Below are 26,110 nucleotides of genomic sequence, written 5' to 3'. Positions count from 1 at the left end.
ATCGCGATCTTGTTATTCAGCGTGATTACACGAGGTCTTTGCGTGCAAGTTCAAACGCGGTCATGAAGTCGATGTAGACGTGGCTTTGACCTTCCAGCATGCGCTTGAACAGGCGCTGCTGCGTCTGGTACTTGATATTGCCGATCGCCAAGGCGCCCACGCCGTAGATTTCCGTGCCTTCGATCAGCACGCCATCGGCCATCACGCCTACGCCTTCCGCGCCGGTCGGCGGCACGGCATTCACATCGGCCACCACCTTCAGGGTCTTGGACTTCTTCATCTGCTCGATGGTCAGCACGCGCACGCCTGCCGCCGCGCAGCAAAGCGCAATGTCGGTGCTCGCCAGAATCTGCGTCTTCAATTCGTCGTTGCTGCCGTCGACACAGACAATGCTGGTGCCGTAGCGCTTATTGTAGGCTGCAGCCTTCTCTTCGACATCCGCCATGGTCTTGTGCGCCACCATCTGCACGGTTGCGCCATACTTGGAGGCGATCACGGCAGTGCAGCCGCCCACCGGGCCGGTCGCGCCGAATACGCTCACCTTGCGGCCTTCGAGAGTGCCGCCGAAATTCTTGATCAGCAACTGCTCTACACGCGCCATCATTGCGGCGGAGGTTGTGAACGCGCCGGACGGGTCGGCAAACACGGAAATTTCAAAAGGCGGCACCATGGATTTCTTGGCAGTTTCCAGCATGTCCATCGCCAGATCCACATCACGGCCGCCGATCAGCATGCCGGTGCGCCATACGCCGCGAGGACCGCGCGAGAAAATGGCATCCTGCACAAGGCCGGTCACTTCATTCAGCTGCACGTTGGTGTATTGCGCAATTGCATCGTAGCCCGCATCGTACGCCATGTTCACGTCGAACGGACTGGCGTTCTTCGATGGCGTAATAAAGTGTAGTACATAAGGCTTTTCCAATTTGATCCCTTCCATTTCGCTTGCCCTCATTAATGCGGTACTTTACGTTGAGTAAATAATGGCTGTTGCCATTGTTTCAAAAACCTGATGGTTCCAAAAATCTTCAAGACACTATTCTATCGAGCATGAACTGATCTGCGCGCCAGAATTGATCCCTCTGCACAACAAAAATTCCACTTCAGAAATATGGGAATATCGGGATTCTAGCGCTTCCAGCAGCACTCGTGCATCTGTTTCATCGGCACAGACGGCGAAACCTGTAGGCCCCCATGAGCTTTGGCCGACGCAATCGATGCCGTCGGTTTCCAATTGCGTCAATATCCTTGAAATCACAGGGCTGGCATATCGCCCGCCCTGGGCCGGGGCAAAATGGTCGCCGGTGCGCCATTGCAGCTCGCGTATCGCCTGCCCGAAAGCGGGCAGATCATGCTCGGCCAGGGCAGGCAAGGCCCGCATCAGCAAATGGCGGCACAGCACCGCCGCGCTATCGGCGGGAAACTCCGGCAAACGGCGGAACGCTTCACGCTCCTCCGCGCCATGCACGCCGGTATGGCTGCGGTCGAACATGAGGATGATGCGCCAGCCTTCGGGAAACTCGGCCCGTGCAATGATAGGCGGGACATCCGTATCCTCTCCGCGGCCGCCATCGACGATCACGCCGCCTTGGGCAAACGTGCCCAGCCCGATACCGGAGCGCGCGCCGCGCGAGGTGAGCACTGCAATATCACGCAGGTTCAGGCCAAGATTGAATAATCGGTTGATTGCGCTGCCGATGGCGAGCGACATCTGGGTGCCGGAGCCCAGCCCGGCATGTTGCGGAATTGCGCTTTCGATCTGGATACGCACGCCCTGGGATAATTGCAGCGCGTCGGCAATGGAAGTGGCGATTCTCAGTCCGCGCTTGGCGCCGGGGCCTTCCACCTGAATATCATGTGCGGGAAAAGCGCGCAGGGAGGTCGCCGGTTGATCCAACGATACGCCGATACTTCCGAACTTGCGACCCAAATTACCGTTGAGATCAAAAAACCCCATGTGCAATCGTGCCGTGGTAACAACACTGACGCCCTGCTTATTGATGATAAATTCCTTCAGCTTGCGAGAAACCGGCACTTGTGATGCCAATAATCCGTTATTGTAGCCCAGCCTTATACAGTTTAAAAAGTTCGAGTAAGATTTTTATTCTCCTCCCTCAAGATAAAGTTTGTTGGCACAAAACGGCATGGTCGCGCTTGAAGCTGTTTTCGGGCAAGATCAAGGGGTATAATCTTGCAGCGTGCCTGACCGAGGCACGAACCTTGAAAAACTAACCAGTTTTCGGATGGAGAACATGACGCAATCAACCCAATTTCCGGCGGCATCGCTGGAAGCTGTGCCCTATCCTGCCGACGGGCTATTGAGCGACGATCTCACGCTCTCGCGGGATGCCAACGGCAACTTATCACTGCAGTCTCCGCACTGTCCCCAAAGCAAAGCCTTCTTCGAACAACCTTCCAGCAACGCCACTCCCGCCATCAATGGTCAGGCAGCCACGCTGGAAGCCGCCATCGAGAAGGCAAGCGGCCTGTTGCGCGGCGCGAAGCACCCTTTGCTGTCCGGCCTGGCGACAGACGTCTACGGCATGCGTGCAGTCATGAACCTCGCCGAAACCTCCGGCGCCACCATCGACCACATGAATTCCAAGAGCTCGATGAAGAACATCCTGGTCATGCAGAATTCCGGCTGGTTCGTCACCACACTGAGCGAAGTGAAGAACCGCGTGGACCTGCTGGTCGTGATCGGCACCGATATCGTCAGCTATTTCCCGCGTTTTTTCGAGCGCGTGATCTGGAACAAGGAGGCGATGTTCACCGAGAACACCGCCGACCGCGAAATCGTCTATCTGGGCGGCCGCGACCTCAATACCGCGCCGGGCGTTTCGCCGAACGGCAAGCAACCCGACGTGCTGCCTTGCGACCTTGACCGCGTGCCTGAGGTGTTGGCCGCATTGCGCGCGATCGTCGCCGGCAAGCCGCTCAAAGCGGACAATGTCGCCGGCATCGCCCGCGAGTCGCTGGAAAAACTCGCAGATCGCCTCAAGGCAGCCAAGTACAGCGTGCTCGCCTGGACCGGCAGCGCACTGGATTTCCCGCATGCCGAGCTTTCCATCCAGAACATCGTCGGCGTGGTGCAGGAGCTGAACAAGACCACGCGCAGCGCCGGCTTGCCACTGAGCGGCAACGACGGCGACGTGACGGCCTACAACGTCAGCACCTGGATCAGCGGCTATCCGTTCCGCAACTCCTACCGCCGCGGCTACCCAGACTACGACCCCTACCACTACGACACCGCGCGCTTGCTGGCTGAGGGCGAAGCCGACGTACTGGTCTGGATCAACAGCTTCAAGCCGGAGCGCGTACCGCCCAAGAGCAAGGCGCCCACTATAGTCATCGGCCATTCCGCCATGCAGTTCGAGCAAGCGCCAGAGGTGTTCATCCCGATCGCGATTCCCGGCCTGGAAGCCAACGGCGCACAATTCCGCAGCGACAGCTCGGTAACGTTGCCATTGCGCAAACTGCGCGACACCAGCCTGCCCACACTCGCCGACGTGCTCTCTGCCATAGAGTTCGCACTCAAGGCCGCTTAAGCAAGTCAAGGAACCAGAAACATGCTGATTAAACTGACAGGTGGCCGGGTCTACGACCCTGCGCACCAGATCGACGGCAAGGTCATGGACATCTACGTCCGCGACGGCCGCATCATCGACCGTCCCGGCGACAACGACACCATAGACCAGGAATACGACCTGCGCGGCAAGGTGGTCATGGCGGGCGCGATCGACATGCATACCCACATCGGCGGCGGCAAGGTCAATATCGCCCGCCTGATGCTGCCCGAGGACCACCGCAGCTCCGCCACCACGCATACGGCCGCCTGCCGCGCCGGTTGCGGCCATGCGGCCCCCTCGACATTGAACACCGGCTACCGCTACGCGGAAATGGGCTACACCGCAGGCTTCGAGCCGGCGCTCTCCCCGGTCAATGCGCGCCAGTCGCACCTGGAAATGTGCGACATCCCCATCCTGGACAAGGGCGGCTACGCCATGCTCGGCAGCGACGACTACTTCCTGCGCATGCTCGCCGCCAAGAAGGACCAGAACGCGATCAATGACTACGTCGCGTGGATACTGCACGCGACGCAGGCCATCGGCATCAAGGTGGTGAACCCGGGCGGCATCAACGCCTTCAAGTTCAACCAGCGCGCACTGAACCTGGACGAGGAGAACGTGTATTACCAGGTGACGCCGCGCGAAGTGCTGCAAGCGCTGACGCGCGCCGTCTACGAACTGGGCATTGCCCACCCGCTGCACGTGCACGGCAACAACCTCGGCGTACCCGGCAACATGGAAACCACGCTCAAGACCATGGGTGCGGTGGAAGGCTACCCGGTCCACCTCACCCATATCCAGTTCCACAGCTACGGCACCGAGGGCGACCGCAAGTTCTCGTCTGGCGCTGCCGCCGTTGCCGAAGCATTGAACAAGCACAAGAACGTCTCCGCAGACGTCGGCCAGATCCTGTTCGGCCAGACCGTCACCGCCTCCGGCGACACCATGCGCCAGTATGCCAACTCCGGCCATGCGCACCCGAACAAAGCCGTGCTCATGGATATCGAGTGCGATTCCGGCTGCGGCGTAGTGCCGTTCAAGTACAAGGACCAAAACTTCGTCAACGCCTTGCAATGGGCGATCGGCCTGGAAATCTTCCTGCTGACGGAAGACCCATGGCGCATCTTCCTTACCACCGACCACCCGAACGGCGCGCCTTTCACCAGCTACCCGCACCTGATCCGCCTGCTGATGGACAAGAGCTTCCGCAACGATATGTTCACCAAGCTCAACCTGGATGCCCAGGCCATGAGCACGCTGACATCGATCGACCGCGAATACAGCCTCTACGAAATCGCCGTCATGACGCGTGCTGGGGCAGCCAAGCTGGTCGGCCTGCACGACCGCGGCCATCTCGGCGTCGGCGGTGCCGCCGACATCACGGTCTACACCGACAACCCGGACCGCGAAGCCATGTTCTCCAAACCCGACTATGTGTTCAAGGACGGCGAACTGGTGGTCAGGGACGGCCAGGTGGTCAAAGTCACCTGGGGCAGCACGCATACGGTCAAGCCGGACTTCGACCGCAGCATTGAAAAGGATCTCAAGCAATATTTCGACCGCTATCACACCATGAACATGGAAAACTACAAGGTCAACGCCGCCGAGCTTGAAGACGGCGGCCGCGGCAAGGTGATTGTTCAGGAAGCCAAGGGTCGCAGGGAGAAGACAGCATAATGATTATCAACGGCGTAACCATAGACGACACTTTTGCCGAAGCCTTCGGCATGCGCGGCACCCGTGTCATCATCACCGCGCAGAACCTGCGCTGGGCCTACAACGCAGCGTGCGCCATGACCGGCTTCGCCACCTCGGTGATCGCCTGCGGCGTGGAAGCAGGCATCGAGCGCGAGCTCACCCCGGAAGAAACCCCGGACGGCCGCCCCGGCGTCTCCATCCTCATGTTCGCGATGAGTAGCGCGGTATTGATCAAGCAACTCGAAACCCGCATGGGCCAATGCGTGCTGACCTGCCCTACCGCGGCGGCATTCTCGGGCATAGACGACGGCTATCCTGAAATTACCAAGATCAATCTCGGCAAGAACCTGCGCTTCTTCGGCGACGGCTTCCAGATCTCCAAGGTGTTCAACGGCAAGCGCTACTGGCGCGTACCAGTGATGGACGGCGAATTCCTCACCGAGGAAAGCACCGGCATGATCCGCTCCGTCGGCGGCGGCAACTTCCTGATCCTGGCGGAATCCCAGCCGCAAGCGCTCGCCGCATGCGAAGCCGCGATCGACGCCATGAGCAAGGTGCCCAACGTCATCATGCCGTTCCCCGGCGGCGTGGTACGCTCCGGGTCCAAGGTCGGCTCCAAGTACAAGGCATTGATCGCATCGACCAACGATGCGTTCTGCCCCACGCTCAAGGGCATCACCAAGACCGAGCTTTCGCCCGAGATCGAATCGGTGATGGAAATCGTGATCGACGGCCTCACCGACCCCGACATCCGCGTCGCCATGCGCGCAGGCATCGCCGCCGCATGCGCACTCGGCGCCAAGAACGGCATCAAGCGCATCTCCGCCGGCAACTACGGCGGCAAACTCGGACCCTACCACTTCAAACTAAGGGAGATCATGGCATGAGCGCTTTGACCTTCACTCTCAAGACAACATTGCAGCAACGGGTCGACCTGTCCCCGCTCACCCCCGACAACCTGGCAGGCAAGAGCCTGGCGGACATCGGCGCCATCCTGCTTGATAGCGGCCGCGAGAAACTGCGCGCGGACAGCCTGTTCGACATTTCAGGCGACGATACCGCAGACATCGTCTTCAACAACGCCAACGGCAAGCTGGACTTCATCGGCAGTCAGATGAAGTCTGGCCGCATCACCGTCAACGGCGGAGCAGGCTCCTATCTCGGCCTGCAGATGCGCAACGGCCACATCGTGCTCAACGGCGATGCCGACGCCTTCCTTGCCAGCGGACTGGCGGGCGGCCTGATCGAGGTCAAGGGCAATGTAGGCGACTTCCTCGCCGCAGCGCTGCCCGGCGACCGCAAGGGCATGAAAGGCGGCATCGTCCTCATCAGCGGCAACGTCGGCGAGCGCGCAGGCGACCAGATGCGCCGCGGCATCATCCTCATCGAGGGCAACGCCGGATCATACCTCGCCTCGCGCATGCTGGCAGGCACCATCGGCGTGCTGGGCAGCGTCGGTGAATATGTCGGTTACGGCATGCGCCGTGGCACGTTGCTGCTCACGCAAGAGCCTCAACTACATGCCACCTTGCAAGACTGTGGCACTCACACCTTGCCTTACCTCAGCTTGATGTTTAAGTCATTCCGCAATTTGCCAAGCAAATTTGCCAGCATCAGCAAAAACCGCGTACAGCGTTATGCTGGCGATATTGCCAATGATGGCAAGGGTGAAATCCTGGTGTTCAAATAAGCTTCATTGCATCACACCGGATAAAAAAAGCCCGTGCCTGCCTGGACGGGCTTTTTTCATTTTTCCAATCAAATATCAACAAATGTTAATCACTGAAATAGCGAACTTATGCTGAGTTAAACTGACAAAAGCATCAATGCGTTACCCAACAATAAAGGAAAATATGAAAACTCAACTGACCATTAGCGCACTCGTCACAGCCCTGATATTAAGCGGCTGTGCCAATATGTCTGAAACTCAGAAAGGTACCGCAAAAGGCGCTGCAATTGGTGCAGGTGCAGGCGCAGTAGTAGGTGCTATCGCAGGCAAGGGCAAAGGCGCAGCGATTGGCGCTGCCGTCGGTGCTGGTGCTGGTGCCATTGCGGGCAATGTATGGTCCAAGCGCATGGAAGAACAAAAGCGCCAGATGGAGGAAGCCACGCAAGGCACTGGCGTGCAAGTCTCCCAGACCGAAGACAACCAGCTCAAGCTGAACATCCCCAGCGACATCTCCTTCGCCTCGGGCAAGGCCGATATCCAGCCTAATTTCCGTGCTGTGCTGGACAACTTCGCCACCACCCTGAAAAACAACCCCAGCACCCTGGTCACTATCATCGGCCACACCGACAATACCGGTTCCGATTCCATCAACAACCCATTGTCCGTGAACCGCGCTGCCAACACTCGCGACTACCTCACCGCGCGCGGCATCGCCGCCAGCCGCTTCACCATTGACGGCCGTGGCTCGCACGAACCCTTAGTTGCCAACGACACTCCAGCCAACCGTGCCAAGAACCGCCGCGTGGAGATTTTCGTCGCGGAACCAGCACCGGCGCAATAACCCTACCTCGTCTGACATTCTTAGCAGGTAGCCAATGAATAACCCCGCATATTCAGTTGAATATGCGGGGTTATTTTATGAATGAATTCTGAGGCTGTATTGGCTGATGATAATCAGATTACGATACGATACCTATTAATGCCAGTGAGCATTATCAATATATTGATCTGCAAAATTTTAGTCGGCCTAAATCATCATATGTAGATTGATGTTATTTGAATCATTGGAGAGTAGATTGACTTAGCTTTACCTCATCAAATACGATGCGGCTATCTAAATATTAGTTAGCTCCCAATGCCACTACACGAGTGCCCTCACACCTTCCAAGAGCTGGCCACAACTACGCTTCCGGCGCACATGGCCAGAATGCACGTCGCCTTAGCGGATCCGCGCAACATGGATCTATTTGCAAGACCCGGAATCGGCCCCGGCACGCTAATCAAAGAATTTGGCATTCCCCAGGACTTCTCTGGCTGCTATGTGCTTCTTGAAGCAGACGCACCAATCTACGTTGGTATTTCGCGTGGTGTGATCGGGCGACTTCGGCAGCATGTCTTCGGCAAAACTCACTTTGACGCGAGCTTAGCGTTCCGCATCGCCATGGCCAGACACCCGGACAGAGCTATTGCCAACCTAACCCGATCGGAGGCAATGCAAGACCCACTGTTTGGAACGTCTTTCGCTGAGGCCCAAGCCTATTTACGCTCGTTGAAGGTCGCTGCCATCGCTATCGAGAATCCGCTTGAGCTGTACGTCTTCGAGCCGTATTGCGCTCTTGAGTTGGACACGCATCAATGGAACTCTTTTGAGACGCACTGAGTTGGGTTCTCACAATTCATTCAAGCCGATGCTGCTTCGTGGCACGGCTTAACAACTTAAGCATCAGAGCACAGATACCGCCAACCACGTTAATGCAGCACACAATATTAAAAATATGCGCCACATAGATTGCATTCCCAACACCACAACTATCCGTATTTCTGCTGCAAGTCCGGAATCTCGCTTGCCGGCACGGTCGCAATGACCGTCACATATTCAGCGAATGTCTTGTCCAGGATTTCGCCATTCATTTTGGCAATTTCCCGAGTGAAGATATCCAACTGCTTGTAATCAAGCTCAATCCGAATTTTCTGCATCTCGACGAAAGGCCCAATCTGCGCGGCGTCCAGCGCCATCTTCGCAGTGCCGCCATAGGCGCGGACGAGGCCGCCGGTGCCGAGGTTGATGCCGCCGTAATAGCGAATCACGCCGACGCAGACGTTGATGAGGTCGCGGCCTTCTAGGAATTGCAGCACAGGCTTGCCCGCAGTGCCGGACGGCTCGCCTGCGTCGCTGAAGCGCTGCACGATGCCTTGGGGCGTCTTGAGGCGGAACGCATAGGCGAGATGATGTGCGCTCTGGTGCGCTGCCGCCAGGCGGCGCAGCGACATGCCGACGGCGCGCTCATCCGCGCAATACTCCGCGATCGCGAAAAAACGGGATTTATTGATGGTCTGCTCTGCCTGACCTGGCTGTACGATGATCTGCAAACTACCCGACCTTTACCACTGAATACTGAATACCGCCGGCTACTTGCGGCGCTTGCCCCCGAGAATGGAACCCAGCACCCCGCGCAATATCTGCCGCCCCAATTCGGAGCCAATTGCACGCGCTGCGCTCTTGGCGGCGGTTTCCAGCACGCCCTGGCGGCTGGACGGTTTGCCGGACTTTTCTGCATTGCCGCCGAACAAGTCGCCCCAATCGAAGCCCTTGTCGGCCTCCTGCTGTTCAGTAGGCGTTTCCGTGGCCCGGCCCTTGAGGATTTCATAGGCGGACTCGCGGTCTATGCTGTTCTCATAATGGCCGTATACGATGGAGCTCTTGATGAGCTGCTCGCGCTCGACCGGCGTTATGGCACCGATACGGCTGCCCGGAGGGCAGATGAACGCACGCTCCACCGGGGTCGGGCGGCCGTGCTCGTCGAGGAACGACACCAATGCCTCGCCCACGGCAAGCTCGGTGATGACCTCGCTGACCTTCACCGCCGGGTTGGCGCGGAAGGTTTCGGCCGCGGCCTTGACCGCCTTCTGGTCGCGCGGCGTGAATGCGCGCAATGCGTGTTGCACGCGGTTGCCTAATTGGCCGAGCACTACATCGGGAATATCGAGCGGGTTCTGGCTGACGAAATATACGCCAACGCCTTTGGAGCGGATCAGCCGCACGACTTGCTCGATCTTGTCGAGCAGGGACTTGGGCGCATCGTTGAACAACAGGTGCGCCTCGTCGAAGAAGAATGCCAGCTTGGGTTTTTCCAGGTCCCCTACTTCCGGTAGTTTCTCGAACAGCTCGGACAACAGCCACAGCAGCAAGGTCGCGTATACCCTAGGGGAGTTATACAGGGTATCGGCTGCCAGCACGTTCACGACGCCCCAGCCTTTCTGGTCGGTCTGGATCATGTCGTCGAGGTTCAAGGCCGGCTCGCCGAAAAGCTGGTCCGCCCCCTCGTGCTCGAGCTGCAGCAATGCGCGTTGGATCGCTCCCACGCTGGCGCTGGAGATGTTGCCGTATTGCGCGCTGTATTGGGCGGCATTTTCGGATGCGTGCTGGATCATGGCGCGCAAATCCTTGAGGTCAAGCAGCAGCCAGCCCTGGTCGTCGGCAATCTTGAATACCGCGGTCAGCACGCCGGACTGCACGTCATTGAGGTTGAGCATGCGCCCCAGCAGCAACGGCCCCATCTCGGCGATGGTGGTCCTGATCGGGTGGCCTTGCTTGCCGAAGACATCCCACAAGGTCACGGGGCAGGCGGCCAAGCTGAAATCGTTCAGGCCGAGCTGGGCGACGCGCGCATCGATCTTGGCGTTGCCGCCGCCGACCTGGCTGATGCCGGCCAAATCGCCTTTGACGTCGGCCATGAACACCGGCACGCCCATGCGCGAAAAGCTTTCAGCGATGCTCTGCAGCGTTACCGTCTTGCCGGTCCCCGTCGCGCCTGCCACCAAGCCGTGGCGGTTGGCCATTTTAGGCAGCAGGTAGAGGAAATCCGCGCTTTTAGCTAAAGGAGTCGGTGTCATACAACCTCAAAGAACTATCAATTGAACAGATGCTCAACAATACCAGAAATGCACGGCGGCAACCTCGGTAATCACCGCATGAACGTTTATTGTTCCGCCGCCGCGTTGTAGCCGGTCTTCAATTCGGCCTCCACCGCCTTGCGGGGATAATGCGGCGCCAGTAATTCGATGAACGCATAAGAATACCCGCGCAGGTAGGCATCGCGGCGCAAGCCGATATAAGTCGTGCTGGGCGGGAACAAATCGCTCACGTCCAGCATCGCCAAGTGGCTGTCGCGCTGCGGGTCGTACGCCATGTTGGCAAGCAAGCCAATGCCCAGCCCGAGGTTGACATAGGTCTTGATCACATCGGCATCAATCGCGGTCAATACCACGTTCGGGTTCAGGCCTGCCTTTTCGAATACCTTGCTCACCAAGGAACCGCCGGTGAAAGCGAAATCGTAGGTGATCAAGGGGTAGCGCGTGATTTTCTCGAGCGTGATGGGCTGTTCCGCCAGCAAGGGGTGGGCCTGCGGCATCACGAGGCAACGGTTCCATTGGTAGCAAGGCAGGCAAAGCAGGTCGGTGAAGCTGCTGATGGACTCGGTTGCGATGCCGATGTCGGCCTCCCCCTTCTGCACCTGCTCAGCCACTTGCGTAGGGTTGCCCTGGTGGATGGTCAGCTTGACCTTGGGATAGCGCTGCATGAACTCCTTCACCGCCGCAGGCAGGCGATAGCGCGCCTGGGTATGGGTGGTGGCGATGGTCAGCGTGCCGGAATCCTCATGTGAAAACTCATCGCCGACGCGCTTGATGTTGTCCATCTCCATCATGACGCGTTCAGCCAACTGCAGTATAATTTGGCCCGGTTCCGTAACCCCGATCAGCCTCTTGCCATTGCGCTTGAATATCTGCAGGCTCAACTCGTCCTCAAGCAGTTGGATCTGCTTGCTTACCCCCGGCTGGGAAGTATGCAAGGCATCAGCCGCAAGGGATACACTCAAGCCCTGGCGGGCGACTTCGCGAATGTACCGCAATTGATGTATTTTCATGTGTTTATTCAGCCTTGGTTTTATAACAAAATCACATATGCATAGAATAACATACTATGAAAAATTTTAATTAACCTGTTATAATGTAAGGCTTTTTCTGGCATGGTTTTTTAACTGGACAACCAGACGTCCCAGATAAAAACAACAATCAACTCATGGACATAGGATACATTCTCTCCGGCTTTGCCGTAGGTTTTCTTGTTGGCATTACCGGAGTGGGAGGCGGCTCATTGATGACCCCTCTGCTGGTATTCCTGTTTGGCTTCAAGCCAGTAGTGGCAGTTGGAACCGACTTGCTGTTTGCGGCACTAACCAAGACAGGCGGCGTTTGGGTGCATCATGGCACTCACAAGTCTGTGGACTGGAAGGTCGTCGGGTTGCTGTCGGCTGGCAGCTTGCCAGTATCGGTCATCACGATTTACGTCATCAAGCACTTGATGGCCGTGGGCAAGGAAATCGGCGGGTTGATTACCTATGCCCTGGGTATTGCATTGATTTTAACCGCATGTGCTCTGCTGGTCCGCAGCGTCATCATGCGCAACAAGCAGCGTGAAGTCGAGCAAAGTGCCATCAGCACCGGTCGCTTCACGGGCACGACACAAGTCGCTGCCACTATCTTGACTGGCGCCGTACTAGGAGCGCTGGTGACATTATCCTCAGTAGGCGCGGGGGCGCTGGGCACGATTGCCATCCTCCTGCTCTACCCGAAGATGAGCACCTTGAAAGTCGTGGGCACCGACCTCGCCCACGCCATTCCGCTGACTGCGCTCGCAGGCATCGGGCATTGGACGCTGGGTCACGTGGATTTTGTATTGCTCGGCAGCCTGCTGATCGGCTCGCTGCCAGGCATCTGGATTGGCAGCCATTTGAGTGCCAAAATTCCGGAAAAAGTATTACGCCCGATCCTGGCATTGATCCTCTTGCTGATCGGTTTGAAATTTGTTCTAGCATAAAGTGAGCTCATGTATAAATACGACGAAATTGACCAGGCCATCGTAGACGAGCGCGTCAAACAGTACCGTGACCAGACTCGCCGCTTTCTCGCGGGCGAGTTGACCGACGAGGAGTTCCGTCCGCTGCGCCTGCAAAACGGCTTGTACATCCAGCGTCATGCCCCCATGCTGCGTATCGCAGTCCCTTACGGAATGCTCTCCTCCAGGCAACTGCGCAAGCTTGGCGACATTGCCAAGCGCTATGACCGCGGTTATGGCCACTTCAGCACCCGTCAAAACCTGCAATTGAACTGGCCCCAGTTGGAAGACGTGCCCGATATCCTGGCAGAGCTCGCCACTGTGCAAATGCACGCCATCCAGACTTCCGGCAATTGCATCCGCAATATCACCACCGACCAGTTCGCCGGCGTTGCGCCTGATGAAGTGGTCGACCCGCGCGCCATCGCCGAAATCGCCCGCCAATGGAGCACGTTCCACCCTGAATTCGCCCTGCTGCCGCGCAAGTTCAAGATTGCGGTTTCGGGCACCAAACAGGATCGCGCCTTGATCCAGGCCCACGATATCGGCCTGGAGTTCTATCGCGACCAGGAAGACAAGATGGCAGTCCGCGTCTGGGTAGGCGGCGGCCTGGGCCGTACCCCCATCCTGGGCTCCGTCGTGCGAGAACACCTGGAGTGGCAGCATGTATTGACTTATTGCGAAGCGATCATCCGCGTCTACAACCTGCATGGCCGCCGCGACAACGCCTACAAGGCGCGTATCAAGATCTTGGTCAAGGCGCTGGGCATCGAGGAGTTCCGCCGCCAGGTGGAAGAGGAATGGCAGTACCTCAAGGACAGCCCGAACACCATCACCGAGTCCGAACTGGCCCGCGTGAGCAAGTATTTCACCCAAATGCCGTACGAAACGCTGCCGGAGCATGATGCCGGCTTTGATAGCGCAGTCGCGAGCAACCCCGCATTCGCTGCCTGGGTCAAACGCAACACCCATGCGCACAAACAGCCTGGCTATCGCGCCGTGACCTTGTCGCTCAAGACGCATGGCAATCCGCCCGGCGACATTACCTCCGAGCAAATGCATATCGTTGCGGACTTCGCCGACGAATACAGTTTCGGCGAGGTGCGGCCCTCTCACGAGCAGAACCTGATCCTGGCCGACGTCAAGCTGTCCGACCTTTTCCCGCTGTGGGAGAAGGCGCGCGCGGCTGGCCTCGCTACCGCGAATATCGGCCTGTTGACCGACATCATCTGCTGCCCCGGCGGCGACTTCTGCGCATTGGCCAATGCCAAGAGCATCCCGATTGCCGAGGCCATCCAGATGCAATTCGACGATCTGGACTACGTATACGACATCGGCGAACTCGAGCTGAACATCTCGGGTTGCATGAATGCCTGCGGCCACCACCATGTGGGCCATATCGGCATTCTGGGCGTGGACAAGGACGGTTCCGAGTGGTACCAGGTCACGCTGGGCGGCAAGCAAGGCAACGATGCCAGCCTGGGCACCGTTCTCGGCCCGTCGTTCGCGGCTGAAGAAATGCCTGGCGTGATCCAGAAGCTGATCGATGTCTATGTGCGCGAGCGCACCCCGGAGGAACGCTTTATCGATACGGTGCGGCGCATTGGCGTTGCCCCGTTCAAGACGCATGTTTATGGCGAGAAGAAAAAGGAAGTAGCACATGCCTGATCATCAGTCCAACCTGATCCTGAACAACGCCATCGTCGAGGACGAATGGGCATTGGTCACCATGCCCGCCGGCGAAGAAGTCGTCAAGAAACAGGCCGGCAAGGTGGTGCTGTTCAAGCTCACGGGCGAAGCCAGCCACACCGCCGAGCAGATCGCCAATACCGAAATCCCAGCCACTGGCAAGATACTGGTGCCCTTGGCCGTATGGCGCGAACGCAAGGCCGAACTCGCGGCACGCCATGCCGCCGGCGAGCTGGGCGTCTGGCTCGACACCCATGAGCTGCTGGAAGACCTGGTCGGCTCGGTCGAGGACATCAACAGCCTGCCCTTGATCGCCGTGCATGTGGAGCGCTTCGCCGACGGCCGCATCTTCTCGATCGGCAACCTGCTGCGCACGCGCTACCATTACAAGAACATCCTGCGCGCTTTCGGCGATGTGCTGCGTGACCAGTTGTTCTTCCTCAAGCGCTGCGGCTTCAACAGCTACCTGATCCGCGCCGACCGCTCCGCGGAAGACGCCTTGGCTAGCCTGCAGGACTTCAGCCAGCCCTACCAAGGCGCCGTTGACGAGCAATTGCCCGTCTGGCGCCGCGTGAACCGGCAGCCCACTGCGCAGTAAACCGTATGCCGGCTGGTCACCACGACTACGCCAGCCTGGCTTTGCAAGTTGTAGTTTTGTTTTAGGAATCCTAACTGGAGATGTGAGCTGACAGACAGCAACAGTTTCAGCACAAAATCGATATGACGACCTTGACCCAATCCACCCTCTCCCACCTCGACTGGCTTGAAGCGGAAGCGATCCATATCCTGCGCGAAGTGGCAGGCCAATGCTCCAACCCCGTGCTGCTGTTTTCCGGCGGCAAGGATTCGCTATGCATACTGCGCCTAGCAGAAAAGGCGTTCCGCCCGGGCCGCTTTCCGTTCCCGCTCATGCATATCGACACCGGCCACAACTACCAGGAAGTGATCAACTTCCGCGACCAGCGTGCCGCCGAGCTCGGCGAGCGCCTGATCGTGCGCTCGGTTGAAGACTCCATCAAGCGCGGCAGCGTGGTGCTGAAATCGCCGGACGAATCCCGCAACAAGCACCAGTCCGTCACCCTGCTGGAAGCGATTGAAGAGTTCGGCTTCGATTGCTGCATCGGCGGCGCACGCCGTGACGAGGAAAAGGCCCGCGCCAAGGAACGCATCATGAGCTTCCGCGACGAGTTCGGCCAATGGGACCCGAAGAACCAGCGCCCGGAATTGTGGAACCTCTACAATGCCCGTACCCACAAGGGCGAGAACATCCGCGCCTTCCCGATTTCCAACTGGACGGAAATGGACGTCTGGCAATACATCGAACGCGAGCAGCTCGGCCTGCCCAGCATCTACTTCGCGCACAACCGCGATGTCGTGATGCGCAATGGCGCGATTTTCCCTGTCAATGTGCCGCTTACCAGCGGCGAGGTCATCAACCATCCCAAGGCAGGCGAAGAAGTCATCAGCATGCAGGTGCGCTTCCGCACCGTCGGCGACATCACGTGTACGGCGCCGGTGCCTAGCGATGCCGACTCTCTGGGCAAGATCGTGCTGGAAACCGCGACCACCACCATCACCGAACGCGGCGCCACGCGCCTGGACGACCAGACCTCGGACGCCTCCATGGAGCAACGCAAGAAGGAAGGCTATTTCTAGGCCACTACGCACTGCAGATGACGGCCAGATTCATCAGCCGACCAACCAACCAGCTGAATAGCGACAAGTTTAAAGAGTACTGAAGATGTCCAAACTAGAAAATCTACCTGCGCACAACGACAGCCTGTTGCGCTTCATGACCTGCGGTAGCGTGGACGACGGCAAGAGCACATTGATCGGCCGCCTGCTGTACGACACCAAGACCATCCTGGCGGACACCCTGACCCAGATCGAGCGCACCTCGCAAAAGCGCGGCATGGAATCCGTCGACCTTTCCCTGCTCACCGACGGACTGCAGGCGGAACGCGAGCAAGGCATCACCATCGATGTCGCCTACCGCTACTTCAGCACCGGCACCCGCAAGTACATCATTGCCGACGCCCCCGGTCACGAGCAATACACGCGCAACATGGTCACGGCCGCCTCCACCGCCAACCTCGCCATCATCTTGATCGACGCGCGCAAGGGCGTATTGACCCAGACACGCCGTCACTCCTATCTGGCGCAATTGGTGGGCATCCCGCATATCGTGGTCGCGATCAACAAGATGGACCTGGTGGATTACTCGCAGTCCGAATTCGAGCGCATCCGCGCCACCTACCTGGAATTCGCCGAGCAGATCGGCCTGCAGCGCAACGGACGTGATATCCACTTCGTGCCCATGTCCGCGCTCAACGGCGACATGATCGTGGATCGCGGCAATGCCATGCCCTGGTACCAGGGCCCTACGGTGCTGGAGCTGCTGGAATCGGCCCCGCCGGCCCACTCCGAACGCACCGAGTCCTTCCGCTTCCCCGTGCAGTTCGTCTGCCGCCCGCACGCTTCCGACGATCCCGAGCTGCATGATTTCCGTGGATTCATGGGCCGCGTCGAGTCCGGCGACATTGCCGTGGGCGACGAAGTCACCGTGCTGCCGTCCGGCTTGAATTCCCGCGTCAAGGCGATCCAGCTTGGCGACGTGACGTTGCGGCATGCCATCACCGAGCAATCCATCACCATCCTGCTCGAGGACGAGATTGATATTTCCCGCGGCGACATGATCGTGAAAAAGGCTGAAGCGCCTGCCCCGGTCAAGCAGTTGAATGCCATGGTGTGCTGGCTGTCCGAAACTCCGCTTTCGCCTGCCCGCACCTACATCATCCGCCATACCACGCGCGAATCCAAGGCCAAGGTGGGCAGCATCGAGTACAAGATCGATGTCAACACCACCGAGCGACTGGCAGCCGAGGGCAGCCTGAACATGAACGATATCGCCAGCATCAGCTTCAAGCTGGCGCAACCGTTGATGGTCGACCCTTACGATGTCAACCGTGCCACCGGCTCGTTCATTATTATCGATGAAGCGACCAACAACACCGTTGGCGCAGGGATGGTACAGGCTTGATTTATATCGGCAAAACCAAACAGTCTTATTGCTAAAATCAATAAATACCGTATTTAATATCGCTTATAATCCCAGCATTATATTAAGTAGTGCTAAGACCCATAGAGGAATATAAATGGCATACGTAGTAACCGAGAACTGCATCCAGTGCAAATATACCGACTGTGTCGATGTTTGCCCGGTGGATTGCTTTGTTGAAGGCCCCAACTTCCTGGCAATCAATCCGGATGAATGCATAGACTGCACCCTGTGCGTAGCGGAATGCCCTGCTGAAGCCATCTTCTCCGAGGATGATGTGCCCGAAGACCAGCAGGAATTCATCGAACTGAATGCCCGCCTGTCACAAATCTGGCCGGCTATTACCGCACGCAAGGCCCCGCTGCCCGATGCCGATGCCAACAACGGCACGCCTGGCAAGCGCGACCTGTTGGTTGAATAGTCAATTCGCGCTTTTCAGCCCAATAAAAAAGCCCACATGTGTGGGCTTTTTTATTGGGCATAGTTTTTACACCTGGATCTTTAAACCTGGGCCAGGTTCCGAATCGGGACTTCAGGATTCACGTCGGCCTCATAATCCACGCCTTCCACGCCAAAACCGAACAGGCGCAGGAAGTCTGATTTATAGCCTGAGAAATCAGTCAGCTCATACAGGTTTTCATCAGTGACTTTATCCCACAAGGTAGCCACTTCTTCCTGGATTTCGGGCGCAAGCTCCTTGTAGTCGGCACGCAAACGGCCTTCTTCGTCCACAATCGGTGTGCCGTTGTATAGGCTATCGCGGTACAGGCCGTCAACCTGCTCGATACAGCCTTCGTGCGTGCCTGCCTTCTTCATCGCCTTGAACAACAGGGAAAGATAGAGCGGCATCATCGGGATCGCAGAGCTGGCCTGGGTCACCAATGCCTTGAGCACCGCCACGCGCGCATCGCCGCCCTTGGCGGCCAATTGCTCGCGAATCTTCAGAACACGCTGGTCCAGGTCCTTCTTGGCCGCGCCTATGGTGCCGTTCCAGTAAATATCGTGCGTGATCTTCTCGCCCAGGTAAGTAAAGGCCGTGGTCTTGGCGCCATCGGCCAGCACGCCCGCCTGGTCCAGCGCCTCTATCCACATCTGCCAGTCCTCGCCGCCCATCACGGCGACGGTGTTGGCAATTTCCTCGTCGCTGGCAGGCTCGATCACGTTTTCCTTCACCACTTCCTTGTCGGTATCCAGGCCGCGCTGATGCAGGGTCTTGCCTATGGGCTTGAGGGTGGAGTTGTAGACATGGCCGGTCTTGGGATGGGTGCGGCGCGGCGCGGCGAGGCTGTAGACCACGAGATCGACCTGTCCGAGGTCGCGCTTGATGATGTCTATGGTCTGCTGCTTCACGGCATCGGAGAACGCATCCCCATTCACGCTGCTGGCATACAGCCCTTCCGCTTCCGCAAACTTGTGGAATGCAGCGGAGTTGTACCAGCCCGCCGACCCCGGCTTACTGCCCTCGCCTGCCCGCTCCAGGAACACGCCTACTGTCGCGGCGCCGCTTGCGAATGCGGCACTGATGCGCGCCGCCAGACCATAGCCGGTGGATGCGCCGATCACCAACACGCGCTTGGGGCCATTGAAGGCGCCTTGCGCCTTGACGTAGTCGATCTGCTGCTTGACGTTGGCTTCGCAGCCGGTGGGGTGTGCCGTGACACAAATAAAGCCGCGCACGCGGGGTTTGATTACCATGAAAACCTCTCGAGTTCTTGGCAGCAAGGCTGCCTGGTTGAATGCAGTTGAAGCCAGTACCTACCACAGTACGGCCAGTCAAGTTCGCTATTATAAAGGGCTGGCGCCTTTATTGCTCGGGCAATCCTTGCCCGGCATGCGCATGTCTGAACAGCCCGGTGCGCCTGACGGCGAGCCAGCCTAGCAGCAAATAGCCGAGCATCGCCAAGGCCAGTCCTGCCGGATGATGCCAGACCAAGGGGGCCACCACTCCGGCGGAAACCGTCGACAGCAGCATTTGCATGAACGCCTGCCCGGACGCTGCCGTGCCGCGGATTCGGGGATGGCAATCCAGCGCGCTGATCGAAAGCAATGGCATGCCGAGCGCCAGGCCGATATTGAACAAGGCGATCGGCAGGATATTCAATGCAGCGTGGGTAAAAGGCAACAGGCTGGCTGCAAGGTTCAGCACTGCCATGGCAGCCATCCAGACATAGGCAAAGCGCAATATCTGCTGGGCGCCATACTTGCCCGCCGCGCGCTTGGCAAGCCATGAGCCCAGCACCGTGCCGCAAACCGTGGGAATGAACATCCAGGCGAACTGCTGCGAGCTCAGGCCCAGGTGATGGATGAGGAATACCGGGCTCGCCAGCACATAGAGAAAGAATGCCGAGAAATTCGCCCCGATTGCCAACACCAGCAAGCTGAATTCACGATGGCCGAAAATCGTCTGGTAATTGCGGCATACGTTCGCCACCGACAACGGCGTACGCTTTTCCTTAGTCATGGTCTCGGGCAGATACCTTGATGCCGCAAGCGCGATCAATACCGCATACAGCGCGAGGAAGCCGAAGATTGCCTGCCAATGGATGCCAAGCAGCCAACCGCCGATGATGGGCGCCACCGCCGGGGCAATGCCGAACAGCATCTGCACCGTCGCCATGACGCGCTGCGCCTCCACTCCCTGGAAAAGATCGCGCACCATGGCGCGCGCCACCACATTGCCTGCCCCGGCCGAGAGCCCCTGCAGAATCCGCATGGCCCACAGCGTCTCCACATTGGGCGCCAGCATGCAGCCTATCGAGGCGAGGATGAAGATGCCCAGCCCCCAGCGTATGGTCGTGATGCGGCCTACCGCATCGCTGATGGCGCCGTGGAACAGCGTCATCAGCGCATAAGGCAGCAGGTACAGGGTAAGGCTATGCTGGATTTCCACCGTGGAAGCGCCAAGATCGCGCTCCAGCAGGGGAAAGGCAGGCAGGTAGGTATCGATCGCGAACGGTGCCAGCGCCGTCAGGCCTGCAAGCACGTACACCAGCAAAATGGAATGACGCATGTTCCGGTAAGCCCTGCCAGGGCCAGCCCGGCAAAAGCCTCAAGAATATCGCCTAACGGTAAATATGGCTACGGTTGTATGGATAATCCAGCATGCCTTGCGCATCGGGCTTGCCGGCGACGACCTGGAACAAGGCCAGCCAGTTATGATCGAACGCGAACGCTGACCCCGCCATGTAGATGCGCCAAATGCGATATTTACTCTCGCCGATCATGGACAATGCCTGCTCGCGATGCTGCTCCAGGCGCTCCACCCATTCCCACAGCGTCTTGCCGTAATGCGGACGCAGGTTTTCCGCATCCAGCGGCTCGAGGCCGGAAAGGGACAGCTCCGCCAGCACGTTGGACACATGCGTCAGCTCGCCGCCGGGAAAGACATACTCATCGATGAACTCGGCAATGCCGTTGCCCAGCCCGCTGCTCTTCACCGCCACCGAGGTGATGCCGTGGTTCATGACCAGCCCGCCGGTATTCAGCAGGCTGTAGATCTTGTCGAAATACAGCCGGAGGTTCTTGCGGCCGACATGCTCGAACATGCCGACGCTGGCAATCTTGTCGAACGTCTCGTGCGCAGGCAGGTCGCGGTAGTCCATGAGCCTGACCTCCAGCCTATCCTGCCAGCCGCGCTCCTCTATCAGGCGCTGCACGTGGGCATGCTGGTTGTCGGACAAGGTAATGCCTACCGCCTTCACGCCGTAATGCTCGACGGCATGCATCACCAGGCCGCCCCAGCCGCAACCGATATCGAGGAAGCGCTCCCCCGGCTTCAGCATCAGCTTGCGGCAGATATGGTCGAGCTTTTTTTCCTGGGCCAGGTCCAGGCTTTCGTCGCCATCGGCGAAATAAGCGCAGGAATAGACCCGCCGCCGATCCAGCCACAACCCGTAGAAATCATTGGAAACATCATAGTGGTAAGTGATATTGCGGCGGTCGCGGCTGCGGGTGTGGCGCCACCACCGCCAATCCTTGCGCGTCTCGGCATCGTTGCTCGCATCTACCCCGCAATAGGCCTGGCCCAGCGACAAGATATCCTTCGCGCTGCCCAGCAAATCCACCCAGCCTTCGACATAGGCCCGCGCAAGCCCGCCCAATGTCGGCTTGGCCAGCACGGCCAGGACCTTGGCATCGTTCACCAGGATCGATACCTTGGCATCCGCATCGCCTGCGACTAATTCGCCGTTCCAGCTCACGGATACGGGCAAGCCGGTCAAACTCTTCTGGATCTGGTTTTGCAGCAGCGCACTGAACATCCCTTACCTCCATAGACTAAGCGTTTGATTTTTTTATAAGCCGCTCCAACATTCCCCATACGGCCAATAATGGATAGCCTGCAACCAGGCTAGTGCCAATGTAATCGGAGCGGCGCTTTGTTACAATAAGTCACTTACCTTATGTCGACTTTAGTCGATCCATCAATACGGAGTAAAGCATGCAACTGGACTTGGCAAAAATCAACGCAGAATTGGGACGCGACGCGGAAAAACTGGTGGAATGGGCGCTAGGCCTGAACAAGAAAGCCATCGTCACGACCAACTTCCGCCCTTTCGAGGCCGTCATCCTGCACATGGTCGCCAAAATCCGGCCCGACACTCCCGTGATCTGGATGGACAGCGGCTACAACACCGAGGCCACCTACCGCTTTGCCGATGAAGTCACGAACCAGCTCAAACTCAACCTGAGCATCTACCTGCCCAGGCGCTCCCGCGCCCACCAGGAGGCCGTTGACGGCCCCGTTCCGGCACTTGATGACCCGCGCCACGCCGCGTTTACGGAAGAAGTCAAACTGGAACCCTTCGCACGCGCCCTGCGTGAAACCGCACCTGAAGTCTGGTTCACCGCCCTCCGCGCCACCGATACCGCAGTACGCGCCCAAATGGACCCGGTCAGCATCAACCCGGACGGCTTGATCAAGGTCGCGCCTTTATTGCACTGGACCTCAAAAGACCTGTATCAATACCTGACTGCACACAACTTGCCGAACAACTTCGACTACTTCGACCCGACCAAGGGCGAAGAAAATCGCGAGTGCGGTTTGCATCTTTCGCACTAAGCCTCTAAGGCTGAAATAGAAAGGGAAGCCGTCGCTCCCCTTTTTCATTAATTAAGGCAATGCGTGGAATTCTTCCACCAACTCCCTATTCTCACCTTCGATCAGCTTGCGCGAGTTCTTGTCGTTGCGGAAGAGGATGGGCTGCGCCTGCAGGTAAGGCTTTTGCGCATTGGCGATGGCTTCGTCGATCAAGTGCCGGTGCGGCGACTTGGTGCAAACGGGGTCAGCCGCCTCGGCATCGCCTGAGAGCAGGAAGGCCTGGCAACGGCAGCCTCCGAGGTCTTTCTCTTTTTCCGGGCAGCTGCGGCAGGGTTCTTTCATCCAATCGTCGCCGCGGTATTTATTGAATGCGGGCGACTCTTCCCAAACCCATTTCAGGCCATTGGTCTTGACGTTGGGGAAGCTCATGTTGGGCAATACGCGCGCCGAGTGGCATGGCAGCACGTCGCCGTTGGCCGTGACGATCATGAACACTTCGCCCCAGCCGTTCATGCATTTTTTTGGACGGTTGGAGAAGTAGTCCGGCACCACGAAGAATATCTTCATTTTATTGCCGACTTTTTCACGGAAGGCATTGGTGATGGCCTCGGCCTCATCAATCTGTTCCTTGGTCGGCATAAGCTGGCTGCGGTTGACCAGGGACCAGCCGTAATACTGGGTATTCGCCAGTTCGACAAAGTCCGCCCCCAGCGCTTCCGCCATTTCGAGGATTTCCTTGACGTGCTTGATGTTGAAGCGGTGGATCACGACGTTGAGCACCATGGGATAGCCATGTTCCTTGATCATGGCGGCGACTTTCTTTTTGAGCTCGAAGGTGCGGGTGCCGGTGATGAAGTTGTTGATTTCCTCGGTGATGTCATGCATGGAAAGCTGGATATGGTCCAGCCCGCCCTCCTTGAAGGCGCTGATGCGCTTTTCCGTGAGGCCGACGCCGGAGGTGATGAGGTTGGTGTAATACCCAAGGCTGCTGGCCTCGGCAATAATCTCCTCAATATCGTCTCGCAAGAGCGGCTCACCGCCGGAGATACCTAATTGCAATGCGCCAAGCTTGCGCGCATCGCGCAGGGCCTGTATCCATTGTTCGGTGCTCAGCTCGTTCTTGGTGTGCTTGTCGTAATCGGTAGGGTTGTAGCAGAAGGCGCAATGCAAGGGGCAGCGATACGTCACCTCGGCCAGCAGCCACAAGGGTTGGGTGTTGGTCTTGGAAGCGGCAACGCCGTTGTTTTGTTGAACTGGTGTACTCATTTGTCTGCTCCTTCACGCAATGCGCCTGCCACAGGCCGCTAATTACGTTTCTCCAGCCAGGCCTTTTCCAGCGCAAGGTCAAGCATGGCGATCACGTCAGCCTCGATGTCCGCCACGTCGGGAAAGGCGGCCTGCACATCGGCCACGATGTCAGCGACGCTGCGTTGGCCGTCCACGCGCTTGATAACTTCGCCAGCCCCGCCGTTGAGCTTGATCATGCCCTCGGGAAACAGCAGCACGTAGCATTGCTGCGCTTCTTCCCATTGGAAACGGTAATGGCGCGCAATGGCATAGACGTCGCCTGCGGAGACGACGCTGGCGTTATCCGCCTTATCGTGGTTGTCTGAGATAGTCGACATTCTGTTCTACCTTGATGTTGGTTGAGGCGAGCATGATGGCATCAGCGATGACCCATAGCACATCCAGCTTGAATTGCAGGATATCCAGCGCCTTTTCCTGCAACTCACGGCTCTGGCTGAAGTAATCCAGGGTCACGGCGAGCCCTTGCTCGACATCGCGCCTGGCTTCGGTCAGGCGCTTCTTGAAATAGACCAGCCCTTCTTCCTTGACCCAGGGATACATGCTGGGCCAGGAGCTGATGCGCTGTTGATGGATATGTGGCGCAAACAGTTCGGTCAGGGAGGAACATACCGACTCCTGCCATGGCCGTTGCTTGGCAAAATTAACATAGGCATCCACGGCAAACCTTACGCCGGGCGCGACGAACTTGAGGGAAGTCACGTCTTCACGGCTCAGGCCGACTGCCTGGCCGAGCTGTATCCATGCCTCGATGCCGCCGACGTTATTTGCATCTCCGTCATGGTCGATAATGCGCTGGATCCAGCCCTTGCGGATTTCCTTGTCCGGGCAGTTGGACATGATGGCCGCGTCTTTCTGCGGAATGCTGATCTGGTAATAGAAGCGGTTGGCGACCCAGCATTGCAATTGCTCGCGCGTGAGCTTGCCTTCGTACATCATCACGTGGAACGGATGGTAGATATGGTATCCCCTGCCCTTGTCGCGCAATTGCTGCTCGAACTCTTCGCGTGTCCAGGGAGTGTTGCCTATCACAGGTGCGTTCATGTCCTTCTCCTAGAGAATAATGTCCAGGCCGTCATAGGCGACCTCGATACCATGTTTTGTCAATTCTGCACGCTCTGCGGAATCCTCGCGCAGAATCGGGTTGGTGTTGTTGATATGAATCAACACACGGCGCGCATTGGGGTAAGCATCCAGCACCTCGATCATGCCGCCTGGGCCCGACTGCGGGTTATGGCCGATGTCGCGTGCCTTCTTGGTCATCAGGCCCATATCGATCATTTCGGTATTGGTCCAGAACGTGCCGTCCACCATGATGCAGTCCGCCTGCTCCATCAGGGCTGGCAGGTGAGGCTCGATCTCGCCCAGGCCTGGCGCATAGAAAGCTTTCTTGCCGTTGTTGAGGTCTTCGATCAGCACGCCGATGGTGTCGCCGGGATGCGGATCGTTACGATGCGGCGAATACGGCGGCGCAGCACTTTTCAGGGCGACAGCGGTAAAACGCAAGCCAGGCGCATTTTCCACGCTGAAGCTGTTTTTGCCGTCGATCGGGATGTCGTGGCGGTTCACGCCGCAATAATGGCCGAGAATGTTGAGCAAGGGGTTACCGGTGGTCAGGTCCTGGTACACCATGTCGGTACAGTAAATCTCGCGCTTGACCTGACCCTCGCGCAACATCAGCAGGCCCGTCGTATGGTCGATCTGCGCGTCTATCAGCACGATGCCCACGATCCCGCTATCGCGGATCGCACGGCCAGGCTGCAATGGAGCAAATTCCTGGATTTGCTGCAGAATGTCGGGGGAAGTGTTGAACAGTACCCAGTTGATGCCGTCGGCGCTGACGCAGATGGAAGACTGCGTGCGTTTTTTTGCCTTGATCGTGCCTTTGCGTAGGCCATCGCAATTCGGGCAATTGCAGTTCCATTGCGGGAAACCGCCGCCTGCTGCCGATCCTAGAACATGAATATGCATATCAGCCTTTTTATAGAATTCGATTTTTGCTGATGAATTGCCGGGAACCTCGGTCCCCGGCTATCGTGTCACTTACAATCGACTCGCTTAGCGATTGCAAACGTACATAGTGACTTCAAAACCGAAACGCATTTCAGTAACTTCTGGCTTGGTCCACATAATACTCTCCTTTAAATTGAATTGATTTATATCGCTGCCGCCGGGCAAAAACGCCTGACGC

The 26,110-nt window shown here is 58.0% G+C and carries 26 protein-coding genes; 13 read left to right on the top strand and 13 right to left on the bottom strand.

What is annotated here, in order from left to right; translation table 11 throughout:
- Positions 1–25 precede the first annotated feature (25 nt).
- The gene (locus ACKF11_RS11365) at positions 26–937 is read right to left on the bottom strand and encodes an NAD(P)-dependent methylenetetrahydromethanopterin dehydrogenase (protein ID WP_309565480.1); all 912 of its coding nucleotides are present in this window, start codon (positions 935–937) and stop codon (positions 26–28) included.
- 96 nt (positions 938–1,033) lie between these two features.
- Positions 1,034–2,032 (bottom strand): beta-ribofuranosylaminobenzene 5'-phosphate synthase family protein, encoded by a 999-nt coding sequence (locus ACKF11_RS11360; protein WP_407997134.1) that lies wholly within the window; start codon positions 2,030–2,032, stop codon positions 1,034–1,036.
- Positions 2,033–2,249: 217 nt separating this feature from the next.
- On the opposite strand from ACKF11_RS11360, the gene ACKF11_RS11355 reads away from it, so the two are divergent.
- The 6 genes from ACKF11_RS11355 to ACKF11_RS11330 all read left to right on the top strand — a co-directional run bounded on the left by ACKF11_RS11355 (position 2,250) and on the right by ACKF11_RS11330 (position 8,593).
- The gene (locus tag ACKF11_RS11355) at positions 2,250–3,545 is read left to right on the top strand and encodes a formylmethanofuran dehydrogenase subunit B (RefSeq protein WP_407993596.1); all 1,296 of its coding nucleotides are present in this window, start codon (positions 2,250–2,252) and stop codon (positions 3,543–3,545) included.
- 21 nt (positions 3,546–3,566) lie between these two features.
- Positions 3,567–5,243, top strand: a complete 1,677-nt coding sequence (locus tag ACKF11_RS11350; protein ID WP_407993597.1) for a formylmethanofuran dehydrogenase subunit A — start codon at positions 3,567–3,569, stop codon at positions 5,241–5,243.
- Positions 5,243–6,151, top strand: coding sequence for a formylmethanofuran--tetrahydromethanopterin N-formyltransferase (gene fhcD, locus ACKF11_RS11345; RefSeq protein WP_407997133.1), 909 nt, complete (start codon positions 5,243–5,245; stop codon positions 6,149–6,151). The genes ACKF11_RS11350 and fhcD overlap by 1 nt, the downstream gene beginning before the upstream one ends.
- Positions 6,148–6,954, top strand: a complete 807-nt coding sequence (locus tag ACKF11_RS11340) for a formylmethanofuran dehydrogenase subunit C (protein WP_407997132.1) — start codon at positions 6,148–6,150, stop codon at positions 6,952–6,954. Before fhcD ends, ACKF11_RS11340 begins: the two co-directional genes overlap by 4 nt.
- A 163-nt stretch (positions 6,955–7,117) precedes the next feature.
- Positions 7,118–7,774, top strand: coding sequence for a YiaD family glycine zipper/OmpA-like lipoprotein (locus ACKF11_RS11335; protein WP_407997131.1), 657 nt, complete (start codon positions 7,118–7,120; stop codon positions 7,772–7,774).
- Between the two features lie 357 nt (positions 7,775–8,131).
- The gene (locus ACKF11_RS11330; RefSeq protein WP_407993600.1) at positions 8,132–8,593 is read left to right on the top strand and encodes a GIY-YIG nuclease family protein; all 462 of its coding nucleotides are present in this window, start codon (positions 8,132–8,134) and stop codon (positions 8,591–8,593) included.
- A 149-nt stretch (positions 8,594–8,742) separates the two neighbouring features.
- Here the strand turns inward: ACKF11_RS11330 and ACKF11_RS11325 are convergent, their stop codons facing one another.
- The 3 genes from ACKF11_RS11325 to ACKF11_RS11315 form a co-directional block, all read right to left on the bottom strand.
- Positions 8,743–9,303: an IMPACT family protein gene (locus ACKF11_RS11325; protein ID WP_407993601.1), complete on the bottom strand. Its 561-nt coding sequence runs from the start codon at positions 9,301–9,303 to the stop codon at positions 8,743–8,745.
- 39 nt (positions 9,304–9,342) lie between these two features.
- Positions 9,343–10,827, bottom strand: coding sequence for a helicase HerA-like domain-containing protein (locus tag ACKF11_RS11320; RefSeq protein ID WP_407997130.1), 1,485 nt, complete (start codon positions 10,825–10,827; stop codon positions 9,343–9,345).
- Between the two features lie 86 nt (positions 10,828–10,913).
- Positions 10,914–11,858 (bottom strand): CysB family HTH-type transcriptional regulator, encoded by a 945-nt coding sequence (locus ACKF11_RS11315; RefSeq protein WP_407997129.1) that lies wholly within the window; start codon positions 11,856–11,858, stop codon positions 10,914–10,916.
- A 155-nt stretch (positions 11,859–12,013) separates the two neighbouring features.
- On the opposite strand from ACKF11_RS11315, the gene ACKF11_RS11310 reads away from it, so the two are divergent.
- The 6 genes from ACKF11_RS11310 to fdxA all read left to right on the top strand — a co-directional run bounded on the left by ACKF11_RS11310 (position 12,014) and on the right by fdxA (position 17,997).
- Entirely contained in the window at positions 12,014–12,811 is a 798-nt protein-coding gene (locus tag ACKF11_RS11310; protein WP_407997128.1) for a sulfite exporter TauE/SafE family protein, read from the top strand.
- 9 nt (positions 12,812–12,820) lie between these two features.
- Positions 12,821–14,497, top strand: a complete 1,677-nt coding sequence (locus tag ACKF11_RS11305; RefSeq protein WP_309565491.1) for a nitrite/sulfite reductase — start codon at positions 12,821–12,823, stop codon at positions 14,495–14,497.
- Positions 14,490–15,116 (top strand): DUF934 domain-containing protein, encoded by a 627-nt coding sequence (locus ACKF11_RS11300; protein WP_407993605.1) that lies wholly within the window; start codon positions 14,490–14,492, stop codon positions 15,114–15,116. The genes ACKF11_RS11305 and ACKF11_RS11300 overlap by 8 nt, the downstream gene beginning before the upstream one ends.
- A gap of 122 nt (positions 15,117–15,238) precedes the next feature.
- Positions 15,239–16,174, top strand: a complete 936-nt coding sequence (gene cysD / locus ACKF11_RS11295) for a sulfate adenylyltransferase subunit CysD (protein ID WP_407993606.1) — start codon at positions 15,239–15,241, stop codon at positions 16,172–16,174.
- An 85-nt stretch (positions 16,175–16,259) separates the two neighbouring features.
- Positions 16,260–17,558: a sulfate adenylyltransferase subunit CysN gene (gene cysN / locus ACKF11_RS11290; protein ID WP_407997127.1), complete on the top strand. Its 1,299-nt coding sequence runs from the start codon at positions 16,260–16,262 to the stop codon at positions 17,556–17,558.
- Positions 17,559–17,673: 115 nt separating this feature from the next.
- A complete protein-coding gene (fdxA, locus tag ACKF11_RS11285) occupies positions 17,674–17,997 on the top strand; it encodes a ferredoxin FdxA (RefSeq protein WP_309565495.1) in 324 nt (107 codons plus the stop codon).
- An 80-nt stretch (positions 17,998–18,077) separates the two neighbouring features.
- Here fdxA and fabV read toward each other — a convergent pair whose 3' ends face one another.
- The 3 genes from fabV to ACKF11_RS11270 form a co-directional block, all read right to left on the bottom strand.
- Complete coding sequence (gene fabV / locus ACKF11_RS11280) at positions 18,078–19,271, bottom strand: enoyl-ACP reductase FabV (RefSeq protein ID WP_407997126.1); 1,194 nt, start codon at positions 19,269–19,271, stop codon at positions 18,078–18,080.
- Between the two features lie 109 nt (positions 19,272–19,380).
- Complete coding sequence (locus ACKF11_RS11275; protein ID WP_407997125.1) at positions 19,381–20,586, bottom strand: multidrug effflux MFS transporter; 1,206 nt, start codon at positions 20,584–20,586, stop codon at positions 19,381–19,383.
- A 52-nt stretch (positions 20,587–20,638) separates the two neighbouring features.
- Complete coding sequence (locus ACKF11_RS11270) at positions 20,639–21,835, bottom strand: class I SAM-dependent methyltransferase (protein WP_407997124.1); 1,197 nt, start codon at positions 21,833–21,835, stop codon at positions 20,639–20,641.
- Between the two features lie 179 nt (positions 21,836–22,014).
- On the opposite strand from ACKF11_RS11270, the gene ACKF11_RS11265 reads away from it, so the two are divergent.
- Positions 22,015–22,635 (top strand): phosphoadenosine phosphosulfate reductase domain-containing protein, encoded by a 621-nt coding sequence (locus tag ACKF11_RS11265; RefSeq protein ID WP_407993610.1) that lies wholly within the window; start codon positions 22,015–22,017, stop codon positions 22,633–22,635.
- Between the two features lie 51 nt (positions 22,636–22,686).
- Here ACKF11_RS11265 and pqqE read toward each other — a convergent pair whose 3' ends face one another.
- The 5 genes from pqqE to pqqA form a co-directional block, all read right to left on the bottom strand.
- Positions 22,687–23,880, bottom strand: a complete 1,194-nt coding sequence (gene pqqE, locus ACKF11_RS11260; protein WP_407997123.1) for a pyrroloquinoline quinone biosynthesis protein PqqE — start codon at positions 23,878–23,880, stop codon at positions 22,687–22,689.
- Between the two features lie 38 nt (positions 23,881–23,918).
- Positions 23,919–24,239: a pyrroloquinoline quinone biosynthesis peptide chaperone PqqD gene (gene pqqD / locus ACKF11_RS11255; RefSeq protein ID WP_309565501.1), complete on the bottom strand. Its 321-nt coding sequence runs from the start codon at positions 24,237–24,239 to the stop codon at positions 23,919–23,921.
- A complete protein-coding gene (gene pqqC / locus ACKF11_RS11250) occupies positions 24,211–24,963 on the bottom strand; it encodes a pyrroloquinoline-quinone synthase PqqC (RefSeq protein WP_309565502.1) in 753 nt (250 codons plus the stop codon). The genes pqqD and pqqC overlap by 29 nt, the downstream gene beginning before the upstream one ends.
- Before the next feature lie 9 nt (positions 24,964–24,972).
- Positions 24,973–25,890 (bottom strand): pyrroloquinoline quinone biosynthesis protein PqqB, encoded by a 918-nt coding sequence (gene pqqB / locus ACKF11_RS11245; RefSeq protein WP_407993613.1) that lies wholly within the window; start codon positions 25,888–25,890, stop codon positions 24,973–24,975.
- An 87-nt stretch (positions 25,891–25,977) separates the two neighbouring features.
- Entirely contained in the window at positions 25,978–26,049 is a 72-nt protein-coding gene (pqqA, locus tag ACKF11_RS11240; protein WP_081774944.1) for a pyrroloquinoline quinone precursor peptide PqqA, read from the bottom strand.
- Positions 26,050–26,110 lie beyond the last annotated feature (61 nt).

It is taken from the genome of Methylobacillus draconifructus, from assembly GCF_045984385.1.
Lineage (GTDB): Bacteria > Pseudomonadota > Gammaproteobacteria > Burkholderiales > Methylophilaceae > Methylobacillus > Methylobacillus flagellatus_A.
The sequence above is the reverse complement of the archived record's forward strand: the minus strand, read 5'-3'. Positions and strand labels throughout refer to the sequence as shown.

What these genes read in the sequence shown, in the direction of transcription:
- ACKF11_RS11365 (WP_309565480.1), bottom strand. Translation starts at nt 937, where the DNA reads ATGGAAGGGATCAAATTGGAAAAGCCTTATGTACTACACTTTATTACG.
- ACKF11_RS11355 (WP_407993596.1), top strand. Translation starts at nt 2,250, where the DNA reads ATGACGCAATCAACCCAATTTCCGGCGGCATCGCTGGAAGCTGTGCCC.
- ACKF11_RS11350 (WP_407993597.1), top strand. Translation starts at nt 3,567, where the DNA reads ATGCTGATTAAACTGACAGGTGGCCGGGTCTACGACCCTGCGCACCAG.
- fhcD (WP_407997133.1), top strand. Translation starts at nt 5,243, where the DNA reads ATGATTATCAACGGCGTAACCATAGACGACACTTTTGCCGAAGCCTTC.
- ACKF11_RS11340 (WP_407997132.1), top strand. Translation starts at nt 6,148, where the DNA reads ATGAGCGCTTTGACCTTCACTCTCAAGACAACATTGCAGCAACGGGTC.
- ACKF11_RS11335 (WP_407997131.1), top strand. Translation starts at nt 7,118, where the DNA reads ATGAAAACTCAACTGACCATTAGCGCACTCGTCACAGCCCTGATATTA.
- ACKF11_RS11330 (WP_407993600.1), top strand. Translation starts at nt 8,132, where the DNA reads ATGGCCAGAATGCACGTCGCCTTAGCGGATCCGCGCAACATGGATCTA.
- ACKF11_RS11320 (WP_407997130.1), bottom strand. Translation starts at nt 10,827, where the DNA reads ATGACACCGACTCCTTTAGCTAAAAGCGCGGATTTCCTCTACCTGCTG.
- ACKF11_RS11315 (WP_407997129.1), bottom strand. Translation starts at nt 11,858, where the DNA reads ATGAAAATACATCAATTGCGGTACATTCGCGAAGTCGCCCGCCAGGGC.
- ACKF11_RS11310 (WP_407997128.1), top strand. Translation starts at nt 12,014, where the DNA reads ATGGACATAGGATACATTCTCTCCGGCTTTGCCGTAGGTTTTCTTGTT.
- ACKF11_RS11305 (WP_309565491.1), top strand. Translation starts at nt 12,821, where the DNA reads ATGTATAAATACGACGAAATTGACCAGGCCATCGTAGACGAGCGCGTC.
- ACKF11_RS11300 (WP_407993605.1), top strand. Translation starts at nt 14,490, where the DNA reads ATGCCTGATCATCAGTCCAACCTGATCCTGAACAACGCCATCGTCGAG.
- cysD (WP_407993606.1), top strand. Translation starts at nt 15,239, where the DNA reads ATGACGACCTTGACCCAATCCACCCTCTCCCACCTCGACTGGCTTGAA.
- cysN (WP_407997127.1), top strand. Translation starts at nt 16,260, where the DNA reads ATGTCCAAACTAGAAAATCTACCTGCGCACAACGACAGCCTGTTGCGC.
- fdxA (WP_309565495.1), top strand. Translation starts at nt 17,674, where the DNA reads ATGGCATACGTAGTAACCGAGAACTGCATCCAGTGCAAATATACCGAC.
- fabV (WP_407997126.1), bottom strand. Translation starts at nt 19,271, where the DNA reads ATGGTAATCAAACCCCGCGTGCGCGGCTTTATTTGTGTCACGGCACAC.
- ACKF11_RS11275 (WP_407997125.1), bottom strand. Translation starts at nt 20,586, where the DNA reads ATGCGTCATTCCATTTTGCTGGTGTACGTGCTTGCAGGCCTGACGGCG.
- ACKF11_RS11270 (WP_407997124.1), bottom strand. Translation starts at nt 21,835, where the DNA reads ATGTTCAGTGCGCTGCTGCAAAACCAGATCCAGAAGAGTTTGACCGGC.
- ACKF11_RS11265 (WP_407993610.1), top strand. Translation starts at nt 22,015, where the DNA reads ATGCAACTGGACTTGGCAAAAATCAACGCAGAATTGGGACGCGACGCG.
- pqqE (WP_407997123.1), bottom strand. Translation starts at nt 23,880, where the DNA reads ATGAGTACACCAGTTCAACAAAACAACGGCGTTGCCGCTTCCAAGACC.
- pqqD (WP_309565501.1), bottom strand. Translation starts at nt 24,239, where the DNA reads ATGTCGACTATCTCAGACAACCACGATAAGGCGGATAACGCCAGCGTC.
- pqqC (WP_309565502.1), bottom strand. Translation starts at nt 24,963, where the DNA reads ATGAACGCACCTGTGATAGGCAACACTCCCTGGACACGCGAAGAGTTC.
- pqqB (WP_407993613.1), bottom strand. Translation starts at nt 25,890, where the DNA reads ATGCATATTCATGTTCTAGGATCGGCAGCAGGCGGCGGTTTCCCGCAA.